This window comes from Bacillus sp. B19-2, from assembly GCF_022832475.1.
Taxonomy (GTDB): Bacteria; Bacillota; Bacilli; order Bacillales; family Bacillaceae; genus Bacillus; species Bacillus paralicheniformis.
This window is the reverse complement of the sequence record NZ_JALHKQ010000005.1, coordinates 240,579-257,796: the sequence shown is the minus strand read 5'-3', so window position 1 is coordinate 257,796 and position 17,218 is coordinate 240,579. Positions and strand designations below refer to the sequence as shown.

The following is a 17,218-nucleotide window of genomic DNA, read 5'->3' as shown; positions in this document are numbered from 1 at the left end:
AAAAGCTGGCGAATTGGACCTGGAAAGGTCCTCATCGCCAGCTTTTTCGTCGAAAAAATAGAACAAAATGGACAAAAATAGGTCGGATCATAGAAATCCGACCTATTTTGTCAACGGTCTGGACGGATTTCCTAAAGGAAATCCGTTTTTTTATTTTCTCCTTCTTATAAAATTTCTTTGATTCCATCTTATAATTAATTTTAACAAAGTGTCATCAGCCCTCAGGAAGGACTTGCTGACAGTTTGAATCGTATAGGTAAGGCGGGGATGAAATGGCAACGTTATCTGATGTAGCAAAGAAAGCAAATGTGTCGAAAATGACGGTATCGCGGGTGATCAATCATCCTGAGACTGTGACGGATGAATTGAAGAAGCTTGTTCATTCAGCAATGAAGGAGCTCAATTATATACCGAACTATGCAGCAAGAGCGCTCGTTCAAAATAGAACACAGGTCGTCAAGCTGCTCATACTGGAAGAAATGGATACGACAGAACCTTATTATATGAATCTGTTAACGGGAATCAGCCGCGAGCTGGACCGTCACCATTATGCATTGCAGCTTGTCACAAGGAAATCTCTCAATATCGGCCAGTGTGACGGCATTATAGCGACGGGGTTGAGAAAAGCTGATTTTGAAGGGCTGATCAAAGTATTTGAAAAGCCTGTCGTTGTATTTGGCCAAAATGAAATGGGCTATGATTTTATTGATGTTAACAATGAAAAAGGAACCTATATGGCAACACGTCATGTCATTGGGCTGGGCGTCCGCAATGTCATCTTTTTTGGAATCGATTTGGATGAACCCTTTGAACGGTCAAGGGAAAAAGGCTACCTTCAGGCGATGGAAGGCAGTCTGAAAAAAGCGGCGATTTTCCGGATGGAAAACAGTTCGAAAAAAAGTGAAGCGCGCGCACGGGAAGTGCTGGCATCCGTTGATGCACCGGCAGCGGTGGTTTGCGCTTCCGACCGCATCGCGCTCGGGGTGATCCGCGCGGCGCAATCGCTCGGCAAAAGAATTCCGGAAGATGTCGCGGTCACCGGCTATGACGGGGTGTTTCTCGACCGGATCGCTTCGCCTCGCCTGACAACGATCAGACAGCCTGTTGTTGAAATGGGAGAGGCTTGCGCCAGAATCCTGCTAAAAAAAATCAATGAAGACGGAGCGTTGCAAGGCAATCAATTTTTTGAGCCGGAACTTATTGTCCGGGAATCGACTTTGTAAGGGTCTCATTCTGTTACCGGTAACAAGCTGAAAATGATTGTTCCTGTTATGCCGTCATGATAATTTCAGAATAAAAGCCGGTTCATCACAGCCGGACAACTAAAAGGGGGAAACATGATGGAATATGCAGCGATTCATCATCAGCCTTTCAGCTCTGATGCCTATTCTTACGATGGAAGGACATTGCACATCAAAATCCGTACAAAAAAGAACGATGCCGATCACGTACGCTTCATTTGGGGAGATCCTTACGAACATACCGGCGGCACACGGAAAGCGAACGAGCTTGCGATGGCGAAAATTGCCGCAACAAGCACGCATGATTACTGGTTTGCCGAAGTGGCGCCTCCATTCAGGCGTCTGCAGTACGGGTTTATCCTTACAGGCGCTGATGGTCAAGACACTTTTTACGGAAGCAATGGTGCCTATCCGTTTGTCGGGAAAGCGGCCGATATGGGCAAGCACTGTTTTAAATTTCCGTTTGTTCATGAGGCAGATACGTTTAATGCACCCGACTGGGTCAAATCAACCGTCTGGTATCAAATTTTTCCGGAGCGCTTTGCCAGCGGCCGAGAAGATTTGTCTCCGGAAAACGCTTTGCCGTGGGGAAGCAAGGATCCCGAGGTGGATGATTTTTTCGGAGGGGATTTGCAGGGGATCATAGACAAACTGGACTATCTGGAAGACTTGGGGGTAGGCGGCATTTATTTGACGCCGATCTTTGCCGCGCCTTCCAACCATAAATACGACACATTGGACTATTGCTCGATCGATCCGCATTTTGGCGATGAGGAACTCTTTCGCACGCTGGTCAGCCGGCTTCACGAGCGGGGAATGAAGATCATGCTTGACGCTGTTTTTAATCACATCGGCAGCGCTTCGCGAGAGTGGCAGGATGTTGTCAAAAACGGGGAAAAGTCCCGTTATAAAGACTGGTTCCATGTTCATTCTTTCCCTGTTAAAGAAGGCGGCTACGATACATTTGCGTTTACGCCCGAGATGCCGAAGCTCAATACCGCCAACCCGGAAGTTCAAGCTTATTTGCTTGATATCGCGCTGTACTGGATCCGCGAATTTGATATCGACGGCTGGCGTTTGGATGTGGCGAATGAAGTCGATCATGCGTTTTGGAAGAAGTTCCGGCAAGCCGTTACGGCAGAAAAGCCCGACATTTTTATATTGGGCGAAATCTGGCATCAGGCTGATCCGTGGCTTAGAGGAGACGAATTTCATTCGGTCATGAACTACCCGTTCACAGAACCGATGATTGACTATTTTGCAGACGGATCGATTTCAGCTTCGCAAATGGCGAGCCGCATCAATTCGCATCTCATGAGCGGGATGAAGCAGGTCAATGAGGTGATGTTTAATTTGCTGGACAGCCATGACACGAAGCGGATTTTGACAAGATGCGGAGGAGATGAGAAAAAGGTGCGCTCTCTTTTGGCATTTATGTTTGCTCAGACAGGCTCGCCGTGCATTTATTACGGAACCGAAATCGGGCTGGACGGCGGGGATGACCCATTGTGCCGGAAGTGCATGGTTTGGGAAGAAGAGAAACAGAATCAAGAGATGCTCACATTTATGAAACGGCTGATCGCTTTGCGAAAACAAGAAAATGACGTATTGACTTATGGAGCGCTCGAGTGGAGGCTGGTTGACGACGAAAATGATTTTGTCAGTTTTTCCCGAACACATGAAGGAAAAGAGCTGATCTCCTTCTTCCACCAGGGCAGCGAGACGCGGCGTGTCAGATTGCGGGATTTGAAGATTGCAAGCGACAAAAGAATATATGATGCGTGGTCGGAAGAAGCGCTTCATCATGATGATGCGGTCGACATACAGCCAGGCGGTTTTTTCATTTTGGGGGCGGTTTAAATTCTGTTACCGGTAACAGAATTTAAACTATTGTAACCGCTTTCTATCGAGGATTACAATTGTCTCAGATTCTAAGATAGAAGGGGGAAAAAAGATGCAACATTTAAAAAAAGGATTTTTAGCGATGCTGGCGTCAGTTCTGCTGTTCGGTCTTGCCGCCTGTTCAAGTTCAAAAGAAACGGGGGGCAGCGGCGGGAAAAAAGTGCTGACCGTGTCTGTAGAAGAGGTCTATAAACCTTACGTCGAAAGCATAAAGGAAGGTTTTGAAAAAGAGAATGATGTGACAGTCAAAATTGTTGAAAAGCCAATGTTCGATCAGCTTGAAGCGCTTCCTCTTGACGGCCCGGCAGGCAATGCACCCGATGTCATGCTTGCGGCATACGACCGTATCGGCGGCTTAGGACAGCAAGGGCATTTGCTTGAAGTCAAACCGTCTGATACTAAAAGCTTCGGCGACAAAGAAATGCAGCAAGTAACAGTTGACGGAAAAGTCTACGGAATCCCGCTTGTTATTGAAACTCTCGTACTCTATTACAACAAAGACTTGTTAAAAGCGCCGCCAAAAACCTTTAACGAGCTCGAGGATTTAACAAAAGACAAGCGGTTCGCTTTTTCTTCGGAAAAAGGAAAATCGACCGCTTTTCTCGCAAAGTGGACGGACTTTTACATGTCATACGGTTTAATGGCGGGATACGGCGGATATGTATTCGGAGCTGACGGCACGGATTCCGGAGACATCGGTCTGAACAACAAGGGAGCCGTGGAGGCGGTGGAATACGCCGAAAAATGGTTCAGTAAATATTGGCCGAAAGGCATGCAGGACAATACGAGCGCTGACGATTTTATTCAGCAGACCTTTATGGACGGAAAAGCAGCGGCTGTTATCGGAGGTCCCTGGTCGGCTTCCAATTATAAAGAAGCCGGTTTGAACTACGGTACCGCGAAAATTCCGACATTGCCAAACGGAAAAGAATATGCCCCGTTTGCAGGCGGAAAAGGCTGGGTCGCCTCAAAATATACGAAAGAGGCGGAGCTTGCTGAAAAGTGGCTGCAATATGCCGCAAATGACGAAAGCGCTTACCGTTTTTATGAAGATACGAACGAAGTTCCGGCCAACCTCGCCGCACGAAAAAAAGCAGGGGAGCAAAAAAGCGAGCTGACGTCGGCGGTCATCAAACAATACGAAACGGCGACTCCGACTCCGAACATTCCGGAGATGGCCGAGGTGTGGACAGGTGCAGAAAGCCTGATATTTGACGCGGCAGCAGGGAAAAAATCGGCTCAGCAATCAGCGGACGATGCCGTCGGCGTAATCAAAGAAAACATTAAAGAAAAGTATGTGAAATAAAACGGCGGTTTTAGCGTCCGGAAGAATAGAGGGCGAAAAAAATGAACAAAGACCAAACACTTGCAAAACGGAGCCGGAAGGCAGCGCTGTTATCGATGATTCCCGGTGCTGGCCAGATTGCAAACCGGCAGTTTTCAAAGGGGATCCTTTTTCTTGTCATCACAGGCTTGTTTATTTGTGAGTTAGCGGTTTTCGGTTATCAGGCGCTGATCGGCCTCGCGACGCTGGGGACTGTCCCGGGAGAAGATCACTCGCTGTTTCTCTTGATAGAGGGCACGCTGCAATTGATATTGACGCTCGTTTTTCTGATGTTTTACATCTTTAATCTGTATGATGCCCGGAAGACCGCCGCGATGAAAGCGGCGGGTTTGAAAATCAGCGAGACGGCCGGGGATATGATCAGAAATGCAGGTGACAAAGGGTTCCCGTATTTATTTACGCTGCCGGCATACCTCATGATGGTGTTTGTGATTATTTTTCCGGTGCTGGTGACTCTGTTTATCGCGTTTACAAACTACGATTTTTATCATATTCCGCCTAACAGTCTCATCGACTGGGTCGGGTTTAAAAATTTCATGAATATCTTTTTCCTTGGCTCGTATCGGCAAACATTCGCCGATGTACTGGGCTGGACGATCATCTGGACGATCTGTGCGACGACGCTGCAAATTGTTCTCGGCATCGTGACAGCGTTGGTCGTCAATCAGAATTTTATTAAAGGTAAGCGGATGTTCCGGATCATCTTCCTGCTTCCGTGGGCCGTTCCGGCATTTATTACGATTATGAGCTTTGCCAACATTTTCAACGACTCGGCGGGCGCGATGAACGTCCAGGTGATCCCGCTTTTGAACCAGCTTCCGTTCGTCGATATCCCGGCTGTCGCATGGAAGACCGATCCGTTCTGGACGAAGACAGCTTTGATTATGATTCAGACGTGGCTCGGTTTTCCATACATTTATGTCATGGTGACAGGGGTGCTTCAGGCGATTCCCGGAGAGCTTTATGAAGCGGCAAAGATTGACGGCGCGACATTTATTCAGCGCTTTAAACACATTACGCTGCCGATGATTTTATTTGCGACCGCACCGGTGATGATTACCCAGTATACGTTTAATTTCAATAACTTCTCGATCATCTATTTATTTAATGAGGGCGGTCCGGGGAGTGCGGGGGCCGGAGCCGGGTCAACCGACATCTTAATATCCTGGATCTATAAGCTGACGACGGGAACGTCGCCGCAGTATTCCGTGGCGGCTGCTGTCACACTGCTCATTTCTTTCATTGTCATCGGGGTTTCCCTGATTGCTTTTAAGAAATCGAATGCCTTCGGCAATGAGGAGGTCATGTAGATGAGAGGGATTTTCAAAAATACGCGGTTCACCGGGATGCTGAACAAAGTTTCGACCTATATATTTTTAACGTTTTTAAGCATCGTGATTATTTATCCGCTTTTGATCACGGCATCATCCGCATTTCGGGTCGGGAATGTAGCGGCTTTTACACTCGATTTTTCGGGCGCATGGACATTGGACCACTTTAAGCGGCTGTTTCAAGAGACGCTTTACCTCAACTGGTACGGGAATACGCTTGTGATCGCGCTGTCTGTCATGGTGTTCCAGGTGACGATTGTGACGCTTGCCGGCTATACGTACAGCCGCTACCGGTTTGCGGGCCGAAAAAAGAGCCTCATTTTCTTTTTGATCATTCAAATGGTGCCGACGATGGCGGCGCTGACCGCTTTTTACGTCCTGGCCATGCTGATCGGAGCTTTGGACCAATATTGGTTTTTGACTGCCATCTATATCGGCGGCGGAATTCCGATGAACACATGGCTGATGAAGGGCTACTTTGATACAGTGCCGAGAGAAATCGATGAAGCGGCGCGAATTGACGGAGCGGGGCACCTGCGGATCTTTGCTTCGGTGGTTCTGCCGCTTGTGAAACCGATGCTTGCAGTCCAGGCGCTGTGGGCGTTTATGGGGCCGTTCGGCGACTATCTGCTGGCGAAGTTTCTGCTTCGCTCGCCGGAAAGCCTGACCATCGCCGTCGGTTTGCAGACATTCATCTCCAATCCGCAGCAGCAAAAAGTCGCGCTGTTTGCAGCCGGAGCGATTCTTGCGGCTCTGCCGATCTGCATCTTGTTCTTCTTTCTCCAAAAGAACTTTGTGTCCGGTTTGACATCCGGCGGAACGAAGGGATAAATCGATGAACGACATGCGAAACGAAAAGCTGATCGTCCGCTTTCTTAAAGCAACGGCATCACCGGCGGGCGTCATGCGCTGCAAACATGCTTTCAGCTGGCTCGAAATTTCTTTTCTGTTTATGTTTTTGACGGCTTGTTTAACGGCGCCCGTGACGATTGCGTTGATGAAAATGGACCGCTTCAACGCCGGGGATTTGCTGCCAAACGTTGTTCAAAAGGCTGACGCGGCATTCATCAAACAATTAAAAGGCTACCAATTGACAAACGGGAGATTGACAGGCACAGACGAGCTGTACCGTGTGGAGAAAGAGAAAACCTTGCTGGCGGTCGATTTGAAGAATGAATTGAAAACAAGCGGTGAGAACGGGCGGATAAAGGCGGAAGGCGGTTATCAAAACGTGCTCATCTTTCAGTCAGATCATCTGATCATCAGCGATCAAAGCGGAGCGGGGTTTTCTGTCCGCTATCCGGCAAAGGCCGGGCTGAATGATCTGGATGCCGATCATGTGGGGGATTTTATCGGTGCCATGTGGTTTGCCCAATATAAGCCGCTTATCATCATGCTGGCCTGTTCTGCGGTTTTCATCATCTCGCTTTTTGTAACGGCCGTTTTGGCGGGAGGCATCTGGATCTCCAAAAAATCCAACATGACCGGGATAAGGTCGTTTAAGGAAGCGGCCGCAGCGGCGGTGTGCGGATCAGCGCTTCCGGCAGCGGCTGCAATGGCTTTTGGTATGATCCGCTTTGACTTCATTATGATGCTGCTCATCCATTCGTGCGGAAGTGCTTTGATGGTCTCTTTCATCTTCAGGCATATATTCAAAACCCGCCACCACAACGAAAATCTACAGTCAGGAGGAAATCATGGTAAATCAGCGGCTATTTGAGATCGACCAGTGGAAAATCAAAACAAACCAATTTGAAAAGGAACATAAGCGGCTTCAGGAAAGTCTGACATCCTTGGCGAACGGCTATATGGGGATCAGGGGGAATTTTGAAGAAAGCTATTCAGGCGAAAGTCTCAAAGGCACATATATCGCAGGGGTTTGGTTCCCGGACAAAACGCGTGTCGGCTGGTGGAAAAACGGCTATCCCGAATACTTCGGGAAAGTCATCAATGCAATGAATTTCATCGGAATTGATGTATATGTAGACGACGAAAAAGTCGACCTCAATCAAAACGGCATCGAATCGTTTGATTTGGAGCTCAATATGAAAGAAGGCATCCTGCGGAGAAGCGCTGTCGTTCGTGTGAATCAAAAGGCTGTCAAAATTTCGTCGGAGCGCTTTCTTAGCCTTGATGTCCAGCAGCTGTGCGCGATTCATTATGAAGCAGAATGCCTGACCGATGAAGCGGTCATCACGCTTGTTCCTTATCTTGATGGACATGTCGCAAATGAGGATGCCAATTTCGAAGAGCAGTTTTGGCAGGAAGAAGCGAAAGGCGCTGAATCTCATCGCGGTCATCTCGTGACGAAAACGATTGAGAATCCATTTGGAACGCCGCGTTTTACGGTGGCTGCTTCAATGTACAACGTGACAGAAGGATATGCCAGCGAGCAATTTCAAACGGACGCGATGTACGCGGAAAACCGCTACTGTTACGAAGTGAAGCCGGGAACAAAGGCTTCTTTAAAAAAATTGGTCATTGTCACAACGTCCCGGGACTTTGAAGAAGCAGAGCTTTTAGTCAAGGGCAGGGCGCTTTTGACTGATGTTCTTCAGCAGGGATATGAAGAAGCGAAGCGGAGGCATACCGAACACTGGATGGAAAGGTGGGCAAAAGCTGACATTGAAATTAAAGGGGATGATGAGCTTCAGCAGGGCATCCGGTACAACCTCTTTCAGCTTTTCTCGACATACTACGGAGCCGATTCGCGCTTAAACATCGGGCCGAAAGGATTTACCGGCGAGAAATACGGCGGAGCTGCTTACTGGGATACTGAGGCGTACGCCGTTCCTGTGTATTTGGCGACGGCCGAGCCGGAGGTGACGAAGAACCTGCTTTTATACCGATATCATCATTTGGAGGCAGCTAAACGGAATGCGGCCAAACTGGGGCTGAAAGGGGCCCTTTATCCGATGGTGACCTTCACAGGCGATGAATGCCACAATGAATGGGAGATCACCTTCGAAGAAATTCACCGCAACGGCGCAATCTGTTATGCGATCTACAATTATGTCAATTACACAGGCGACCGTGACTATATGAAAGAATACGGGATAGACGTTCTCGTCGAAATCAGCAGATTTTGGGCTGACCGCGTCCACTTCTCAAAACGTAACAACAAATATATGATCCACGGCGTTACAGGGCCGAATGAATATGAAAACAATGTCAACAACAACTGGTATACGAATTTGATTGCGTCGTGGACGCTTGAGTACACGCTCGAAAACCTCGCTGTCCTCCCGGAGGAAAAACGCCGCCGGCTTGATATACGGGAAGCCGAAATCGAGAAGTGGAAGGATATCATTGCGAAAATGTACTATCCATACAGTGAGGAATTAAGTGTTTTTATTCAGCATGATACATTCCTGGATAAAGAGCTTCAGGCAACGGATGAGCTTGAAGCGGCTGACCGCCCGCTCTATCAGAATTGGTCATGGGACAAAATTCTCCGCTCCAGTTTTATTAAGCAGGCGGATGTTCTGCAAGGCATTTATTTCTTTAATCACCGATTTACGAAGGAAGAAAAACGGCGCAACTTTGAATTTTATGAACCGATGACCGTTCATGAATCGAGCCTTTCGCCGTCTGTACATGCGGTGCTGGCGGCTGAACTGAAAATGGAAAAGAAGGCGCTTGAACTGTATAAGCGTACAGCGAGGCTTGATCTGGATAATTACAATCATGACACAGAGGAAGGGCTTCATATTACATCGATGACCGGAAGCTGGCTCGCGATCGTGCAAGGATTTGCCGGCATGCGGACCCAGGATGAGACGCTGTCGTTTGCTCCGTTTTTGCCGAAGGAATGGGACGGTTATTCGTTTAACATCAATTATCGGAACCGGTTGATCAATGTGCAGGTAGAGGAAAACAGCGTCGTCTTCAACCTTGTAAAAGGAGAACCGCTTTCCATGACAGTTTATGGAGAGCAGATCGCACTGAACGGACGGTATGAAAGGAGGATGCCCGATGAGCCAATGGTGGAAAGAGGCAGTCGTGTATCAAATTTACCCGCGGAGTTTTTATGATTCCAACGGAGACGGATTCGGCGATTTGCAGGGCGTGATTCAAAAGCTCGATTATATCAAAAGCCTCGGAGCCGATGTTATCTGGCTGTGTCCTGTGTTTGATTCTCCGCAGGATGATAACGGCTACGACATTAGCGACTACAGAAGCATATACGAAAAGTTCGGGACGAACGAAGATATGTTTCAATTGATTGATGAAGTGCATAAACGCGGAATGAAAATCATCATGGATCTTGTCGTGAACCACACGTCTGATGAACATGCCTGGTTTGCCGAAAGCCGCAAGTCAAAGGACAATCCTTACCGTGATTATTATTTTTGGAAGGATCCAAAGGCGGACGGTTCAGAACCGAACAATTGGGGATCGATCTTTTCAGGGCCGGCGTGGACATTCGATGAGCGGACAGGGCAGTATTATCTTCACTACTTTTCGAACAAGCAGCCTGACTTAAACTGGGAGAATGAAGCGGTTCGCCGGGAAGTATACGATTTGATGACGTTTTGGATGGACAGAGGCGTCGACGGCTGGCGGATGGATGTGATCGGTTCCATTTCCAAATATGTCGCTTTTCCCGATTATGAAACAGATGACAACCGTCCTTATGTCGTCGGCCGCTATCATTCAAACGGCCCCCGTCTGCACGAATTTATACAAGAGATGAACCGGGAAGTGCTGTCCCGTTACGACTGCATGACAGTCGGCGAAGCAAACGGCTCAGATGTTGAAGAAGCAATAAAATACACGGATCCAAGCAGACATGAGCTGAACATGATTTTTACATTTGAACATATGGACATCGATATAAAACAACATTCGCCGAATGGGAAATGGCAGATGAAGCCGTTTGATCCGATCGCTTTAAAAAAGACGATGACGATGTGGCAGGCCGCTTTAATGGATGTCGGCTGGAACACGCTTTATTTCGAAAATCATGATCAGCCGAGGGTCATATCCCGCTGGGGCAATGACCGCGAACTGCGCAAACAATGCGCCAAAGCATTTGCAACGGTCTTGCACGGCATGAAGGGAACCCCGTTCATTTATCAGGGAGAAGAAATCGGCATGACAAACAGCGAGATGCCGCTCGAGATGTATGATGATCTCGAAATCAAAAACGCATACCGTGAACTTGTCCTCGAAAATAAAACGATGACAGAGGAAGACTTTCGAAAAGCCGTCGCGAAAAAAGGGCGGGATCATGCGAGAACGCCGATGCAATGGGATGATGGAAAACACGCGGGCTTCACAGATGGAGAGCCTTGGCTGCCGGTAAATCCCCGCTATCAAGAAATCAATGTGAAAGAATCGCTCTCAGATGAAGATTCGATTTTCTATTATTATCAGAAGCTCATCGGGCTGCGCAAACAACATAAAGTCATCGTCTACGGAGACTACCGGCTGCTGCTTGAGGATGATCCGCAAATCTTTGCTTATATCCGCGAATACCGGGGCGAAAAGCTGTTAGTCGCCGTGAATTTGTCAGAAGAAAAGGCGCTGTTTCATGTTCCGCCGGAATTGCTTGAAGACAAGTGGGATGTGCTGTTATCCAATTACGCCCGCGAGCGGCTTAAGATAAGCGGCAGTATCGACATGGAATCCTATGAAGCTTTTATGATGATCAGCCGGGCAAAGGGTTCGACATTATGAAAGCGGTCATTTTTGACTTGGACGGCGTGATCACGGATACGGCCGAACATCATTATCTCGCTTGGAAACATACTGCCGAACAAATCGGCATTGAGATTGACCGGAGCTTTAATGAACGACTGAAAGGCATCGACAGAGAGCGGTCGCTTGACACGATTTTGATTCACGGCGGTGCGGCCGGAACGTATCGGGAGGCGGAGAAACAAGAGATCATGCGCCGGAAAAATCAATACTACCAAAAGCTGATCCAAAACTTGACCCCGCATGACCTGTTGCCGGGAATCGCCGGGCTATTTTCCGAATTGAAAAGAGAAAATGTAAGCATTGCGTTAGCTTCGTCAAGCCGAAACGCGCCTGCTATTTTGCAACGGCTCGGGCTCATAGACGAATTTCATGCCGTCGTTGACCCGGCCGCGCTTGCTCACGGAAAGCCCGACCCCGAAATCTTTTTGACGGCCGCAGCGCTGCTCGGTGTACCTCCGTCTCAGTGTGCAGCAATCGAAGACGCTGAAGCGGGGATCGCCGCGATCAAATCCGCAGGGATGTTCGCCGTGGGAGTCGGTGAAGAGACATCGCTGAGCGGGGCCGATTTGATCGTGCCCAACACAAACGAGCTGACATTTGAGCTGCTGAAAGAAGGATGGCGGCGCTGTTGCTGCATAAGAGAAGAAAAATGAATCGAAAAATGGCAGGCCGCCGCTGGCGGCCTTATTTGCTATCAGAGAGGGGAGGGCAACATCAAGATCAGGCCGGAGAGGAAGGCCGTTCGGATATGCTTTTTGCTGTTTATACAACGTTCTTAGCAACTCGGCTTTCAATCGAAACGATCGGGCGATTGGATACCGTCCTGTTGCAAATTCTAACGCCTGCGCTTTTCATGAAAAACAGCCTAATCAATCCTTTTAAAAGGATGATTAGGCTAAATGTTTATTCAGGCATTTGCAATTTGACAAACTTCCGTTTGCCGACTTGGATCATCATACCGTGTTCGACCGCCACATCCGCATGAATCGATTCTGCTTTGATGCCGTTGATTTTAACGCCGCCGTTTTGGATCATTCGGCGGGCTTCGCTTTTGGAAGGGAGGAGTCCGAGCGTCACCAATAAATCGGTGACAGGCACCGTTCCGTCACCTTGCCAGTGTACAGGCGTTATATTGTCGGGCGCGCTGTTTTGCTGAAAAACCTTTTTAAACTGCTGTTCGGCCGCTTCGGCCGCCTCGCTTCCATGATACATGTTGACGATGGTTTTCCCGAGAAGCATTTTCGCATCTCTCGGATGTACGGCCCCCGTTTCCAAATCTTTTACAAGTCGTTTTTTATCCTCCGCCTCCAAGTCGGTCGCAAGATGGATATATTTTTTCATCAAACTGTCCGGAAGCGACATCGTTTTCCCGAACATTTCATGAGGGTCTTCATCGATGCCGATGTAATTGTTCTTTGATTTCGACATTTTTTCAACCCCGTCAAGTCCTTCAAGCAGCGGCATGAGAATGACGACCTGTTTTTCTTTTCCGTACTTTTCCTGAAAGTGTCTGCCCATGAGCACGTTAAAATGCTGATCCGTTCCGCCCAGTTCGATATCGCTGTCGAGAACGACCGAATCATATCCCTGCATCAACGGGTAAAAGAATTCATGAAGCGAAATCGGCTTTTGCATGGCAATTCTTTCTTCAAAATCATCGCGTTCCATTAAACGGGCGACGGTAATTTTGCCCGCGAGTGCAATGACGTCTTCAAAGGTTAATCGTTTCAGCCATTTTGAGTTGTAGTGAAGCTCGACTTTGTTCTGATTAAGCACTTTTCCAAACTGTTGAAAGTATGTTTCGGCATTGCGGCGGACTTCTTCGTCCGTCAGCTGTTTCCTGGCGGCGGATTTTCCTGTAGGATCGCCGATTTTTCCTGTGAAGTCTCCGATCAGGAGCTGGACGATATGCCCGTTTTCCTGAAATTGGCGCAGCTTATTCAAGACGACGGTGTGGCCCAAATGAACGTCAGGTGCCGACGGATCGAGGCCAAGCTTAATTTTCAGCGGTTCGCCGGTCAAAATCGATTTGGCCAGTTTTGCCCGCAGTTCTTCCGGGGGAATGACCTCCTCCGCTCCGTCCATATATAAGTGAAGCTGCCTTTCGACTTCCCGCTTCTCGGCAGTTGTCAGTTGATCAAATTGTTGCTGCATGATAACTCCTCCTTTTTTTGTATAAAAAAAGAGCCTCATCCCGATAAGGGACGTGGCTCAAATGCACGCGGTACCACCCTGGTTGAAGACCTTCATCTTCCGCTCTATTTCAGATAACGGTTTCCCGTTCTTTGCTACTTAAGGTTCACAAAGAAAGCTCAGGGAGGTAATTCACGTCTGCCTTTGTACCGGCTCGCACCAGCCGCCGGCTCTCTGGAACAGGGAGACAGCCCGCTACTTGTTCCCGTCGTTGCTTATGGTTTATGAAGATTGTCGTTCACTTTTCGAAGGAGCTCGATCAATGTATTCTGCTCCTCTTTTGTCATGCCCTTGATCAGCATTGTTTCCCCTTTGTGGAACGCCGGATAGAGCTCTTCAATAGCGGCTTTTCCTTCAGGGGTGATCTCGGCGTATACGTGTCTGCGGTCTCTCGGATCCGCGCTTTTTCCGCAAAAGTTCTTTTTTTCAAGCGTTTTAACGACATTGCTCGCAGTGGCTGTTGAAATGCCTGACAGTTCAGCGAGTTTTCTCGTTTCAAGCCTGCCCCATACCCATAGATCGTAAAGAATCGAAAAAGCCGTCCATGACAATTGATATGAGGAAAGGATCTCGGTCTCCATTTTGACGCGGAGCTTTTGCGCTGACCGGTAAAGGTTGGTGGCAACCGAAATGGCTTCAAGATTCAAGGACTCGATCGGCATGCGTTTCAGCTTGATGAGTGTGTCGTGTTCTTCCTGTCGAAGATGGGGGGATCTATCCAATCGTGACGCCTGCCTTTTTATTTTCAGAATCATTAGCTATGAAACGAATTTTAACAGATGGTTTTCAACCATGCAAGCCCTTTTTTGATATGACGAGAAAAGCCGGCATCATGATGATGACCGGCACTTGTTTCAGCTATTTTTTGGTGATCTGTTTGCGGCGCACTTCAATCCGGTCCCCTTTTTGAATGCTGTCATACTGTTTTTTCGAGACGAGGACGGCATGTTCTTTTCCGTTTTGATCTTCAATCAACAGCCAATATCTTTTTTCTTTTCGTTCAGAGAGCGCTTTTTCTTTGATTCCGGCGGTGCGGAGCATGTTTTTTTGTTCTGCTGTATATCCGCCCGCGTGGAAGATCATCCAGTATGGAAAGTAGTAATTCAAAAAGGCTGATCCAGCAGGATTTTGATTGAGTGTCCGCTTGATGCTTCCTTTGTACAGGGCATTGGACGGCAATGTCCGCTGGATGGCGTTGAACTGACTGCTCTTGTTTAAATATCGCCGGCTCGCAGACTGATTCATATAACTGCGCATTCTCTGGTTGACTGAACCCGCGCGTGTTTTTAGAGAGCTGTTATTAGCCGAGGAACTCGATGCCTTGGTTCCGGATGTTCCTGCGCTGCCTGCTGCCTCTGCTTGAGCAAAAGGCACCAAGAGGGACAGCGCCATGATCAAAATAAGAGGAGCGCTTTTTTTCTTCATTGTTCATCACTGCTTTTTTGTTCCACTTTATCTTTGACAACGCCCTCAAGCGGCTCCTGGTCATATTTGATGTATGGGGGACGGTAGATGAAGGCTTCATGATCACGGATTTTAATATAAGGCTGTTCGACATTCTCCACATTTTCTACATATTTTTTGAAAGTCGCCGTCTTGTCTTTTCCATCTTTCACGTATGATACTTTCAGTAATGGTGCTTTGTCGGATTCGCTGTCATTCACGTAATCAAACCATACGAGATCGTATTTTTTAATGGATTGGTCTTCTGCGACCTCCTGTGAACGGTCTGAAGCGGATGATGAACATCCTGATAGGGGGACGGCGAAAAGCATCGCAGCCGCGGATAACGAGATTAGTTTCGATTTTTTCACTGTGATCATCCTATTCATTTCGATTTCTCTTTTATATACGAACGATCACGGCAAAGGTGTCATCTATTCCTAATAGTTTGGCAGAAAACTGGGCGTAATAATTGCATTTTAAACGTAAACAAACTGTAAAATACCATTTCTATGAAAAAAGGTATAATTTGAATGTCAGAAAAAAATCCCATTCACGGAGGATATTTTTATATGAAGAAGATACTTTTTTCTGTTTTTGTTTTGGCAGGCAGCTTGCTATTGGCATTCAATTTTGCCGGTGAGGCGAGTGCTAAAACGAAAAAAGTCAGCGGCTACATCACTTGGTACAACGGCGTGGGCAAAGTCGGCGCTGACGGCAAAAGGCTCGGCCATTGGGACTGCGCCACAAAGATGGGCTTCGATGTTCCAAGAAAAGGCACAAAAATAAGAGCCTATTCTAAAGCAAAACCAAAGAAAGTCATTACAGTCTATAAATATGATGTCGGCAGAATGCCGGGCGCTGTGTTGGATGTAAGCCCGAAAGCTTTTAGAGCTTTGGGATTTCCGACAAGCAAAGGAAAAGTAGCCGGACATTATACATATAAAAAATAGGAGAAAAGAAGCAAGAAAAATCGTTTTCTTGCTTCTTTCAATTGGCGGGGTCGAATATGAAAAAAGTCTTTGTGTTTTTGTTGGCGGCCGTCATTTTAGCCGCAGGCGCATTTGCGGCCTTCCGCTATTTCGTCCCGGAAAAAGCGGAGCCGGCAAAGGGCGGCGGTTCAGACCTGCTCGTATCGATAACCGATCAGAAGCTGATGACCGCTTACTACGAAAATCAAAATAAGCTGTATGAAGAAAAGATGACGGATTACCCGGCTGTGGCATTAGACCGGAAAAAACGCATTCTTTATTATACGAACACCGAAAACAGCAATGTGAAGCATTTGATCAGGCTGGATTTGCAGTCGGGCGAGAAAACAACCCTATATTCAGGGGATGAATATGTCGACGGACTCAGTTTATCGGCGGACGGTTCGAAGCTGTTCATGAGATACAACCTTGCGGAGGAGAGAAATTTTCACCTCGCTTCCTTTGATTTAACACAAAAGGCGTTTCACGTCATTTATCCATCGTTAAAAAACGGGGACGAGAGCGTCAGCTACTATCAGTACAACAAAGCTAACAATCAATTCGTTATCCTGCATTATTCATTGAAAGAAGACTATCAAAAAACAGATGAGGCGAACAGCAAAGGAGTGCCGCCCGAACCGACGAATATGAACATTTCCCTGGCGGATGAGAAAGATCAGCAACAGGTGAGAACGATCGCAGAATTTATCAATGACGCGGCAATTTCACCGGATGGCAAAACGATCGTCTTTACAGAATCGGCTGATGATCAGAAGGCGATTTATGCGATGGATGCAAAAACAAAAAAATATAAAGCGATCATTTCAGATCAGCGGGCATTTTCATTAGTCGACTCAGCCCAGCCGCAATTCTCGAAAGACGGGAAAAAACTTTACTTTCTCGCTGAAGCAAAAGATGCGAAGCTGCTTGAAGATGAAACGGGGAGCGAAGCAAGGGTGAGAACGATCTATTCGTATGATATGGATACGAAAAAAGTGAGCAAAGCCTGGGAAAAAACAAACGGGATTATCAACACCTTTTCCGTTATTGACGAATAATGAGCATCAGCCGGCACAAACAGACTGT

15 protein-coding genes and 1 other annotated feature are annotated in these 17,218 nt (G+C 47.6%); of the genes, 11 read left to right on the top strand and 4 right to left on the bottom strand.

The features are described from left to right. Positions 1-272 precede the first annotated feature (272 nt). From MST20_RS18970 to pgmB, 9 genes are all read left to right on the top strand, one after another. Positions 273-1,223 carry a LacI family DNA-binding transcriptional regulator gene (locus MST20_RS18970; protein WP_243944192.1) on the top strand — a complete coding sequence of 317 codons (951 nt, stop codon included), beginning with the start codon at positions 273-275 and terminating at the stop codon, positions 1,221-1,223. 114 nt (positions 1,224-1,337) lie between these two features. Next, on the top strand, positions 1,338-3,101 hold the full coding sequence (locus tag MST20_RS18965) for a glycoside hydrolase family 13 protein (protein ID WP_243944191.1): 1,764 nt from the start codon (positions 1,338-1,340) through the stop codon (positions 3,099-3,101). A gap of 94 nt (positions 3,102-3,195) precedes the next feature. Then, positions 3,196-4,449 (top strand): extracellular solute-binding protein, encoded by a 1,254-nt coding sequence (locus MST20_RS18960; protein WP_243944190.1) that lies wholly within the window; start codon positions 3,196-3,198, stop codon positions 4,447-4,449. A gap of 41 nt (positions 4,450-4,490) precedes the next feature. Next, the gene (locus tag MST20_RS18955; RefSeq protein ID WP_243944189.1) at positions 4,491-5,798 is read left to right on the top strand and encodes a carbohydrate ABC transporter permease; all 1,308 of its coding nucleotides are present in this window, start codon (positions 4,491-4,493) and stop codon (positions 5,796-5,798) included. After that, complete coding sequence (locus MST20_RS18950) at positions 5,799-6,650, top strand: sugar ABC transporter permease (RefSeq protein WP_165426214.1); 852 nt, start codon at positions 5,799-5,801, stop codon at positions 6,648-6,650. Between the two features lie 4 nt (positions 6,651-6,654). Beyond that, entirely contained in the window at positions 6,655-7,539 is an 885-nt protein-coding gene (locus tag MST20_RS18945) for a DUF1189 domain-containing protein (protein WP_243944188.1), read from the top strand. Continuing rightward, positions 7,517-9,853 carry a glycoside hydrolase family 65 protein gene (locus MST20_RS18940; protein ID WP_243944186.1) on the top strand — a complete coding sequence of 779 codons (2,337 nt, stop codon included), beginning with the start codon at positions 7,517-7,519 and terminating at the stop codon, positions 9,851-9,853. The genes MST20_RS18945 and MST20_RS18940 overlap by 23 nt, the downstream gene beginning before the upstream one ends. After that, on the top strand, positions 9,795-11,501 hold the full coding sequence (locus MST20_RS18935) for a glycoside hydrolase family 13 protein (RefSeq protein ID WP_243944184.1): 1,707 nt from the start codon (positions 9,795-9,797) through the stop codon (positions 11,499-11,501). Before MST20_RS18940 ends, MST20_RS18935 begins: the two co-directional genes overlap by 59 nt. Then, on the top strand, positions 11,498-12,178 hold the full coding sequence (gene pgmB, locus MST20_RS18930) for a beta-phosphoglucomutase (protein WP_243944182.1): 681 nt from the start codon (positions 11,498-11,500) through the stop codon (positions 12,176-12,178). The genes MST20_RS18935 and pgmB overlap by 4 nt, the downstream gene beginning before the upstream one ends. Positions 12,179-12,428: 250 nt before the next feature. Here the strand turns inward: pgmB and tyrS are convergent, their stop codons facing one another. From tyrS to MST20_RS18910, 4 genes are all read right to left on the bottom strand, one after another. After that, positions 12,429-13,679, bottom strand: coding sequence for a tyrosine--tRNA ligase (tyrS, locus tag MST20_RS18925; RefSeq protein WP_243944180.1), 1,251 nt, complete (start codon positions 13,677-13,679; stop codon positions 12,429-12,431). Positions 13,680-13,722: 43 nt separating this feature from the next. Continuing rightward, positions 13,723-13,939: a binding site (T-box leader), on the bottom strand. Continuing rightward, the gene (locus tag MST20_RS18920; RefSeq protein WP_243944178.1) at positions 13,934-14,473 is read right to left on the bottom strand and encodes a MarR family transcriptional regulator; all 540 of its coding nucleotides are present in this window, start codon (positions 14,471-14,473) and stop codon (positions 13,934-13,936) included. Its footprint overlaps the feature before it by 6 nt. Before the next feature lie 103 nt (positions 14,474-14,576). Beyond that, positions 14,577-15,143, bottom strand: a complete 567-nt coding sequence (locus MST20_RS18915) for a hypothetical protein (protein ID WP_243944176.1) — start codon at positions 15,141-15,143, stop codon at positions 14,577-14,579. Next, on the bottom strand, positions 15,140-15,541 hold the full coding sequence (locus MST20_RS18910) for a hypothetical protein (protein WP_243944200.1): 402 nt from the start codon (positions 15,539-15,541) through the stop codon (positions 15,140-15,142). Before MST20_RS18910 ends, MST20_RS18915 begins: the two co-directional genes overlap by 4 nt. A 192-nt stretch (positions 15,542-15,733) precedes the next feature. Between MST20_RS18910 and MST20_RS18905 the strand changes: the two genes are divergently transcribed. After that, a complete protein-coding gene (locus MST20_RS18905; protein WP_020450411.1) occupies positions 15,734-16,114 on the top strand; it encodes an RlpA-like double-psi beta-barrel domain-containing protein in 381 nt (126 codons plus the stop codon). A gap of 56 nt (positions 16,115-16,170) precedes the next feature. Continuing rightward, entirely contained in the window at positions 16,171-17,190 is a 1,020-nt protein-coding gene (locus MST20_RS18900; protein WP_243944174.1) for a TolB-like translocation protein, read from the top strand. Positions 17,191-17,218: the final 28 nt, after the last annotated feature.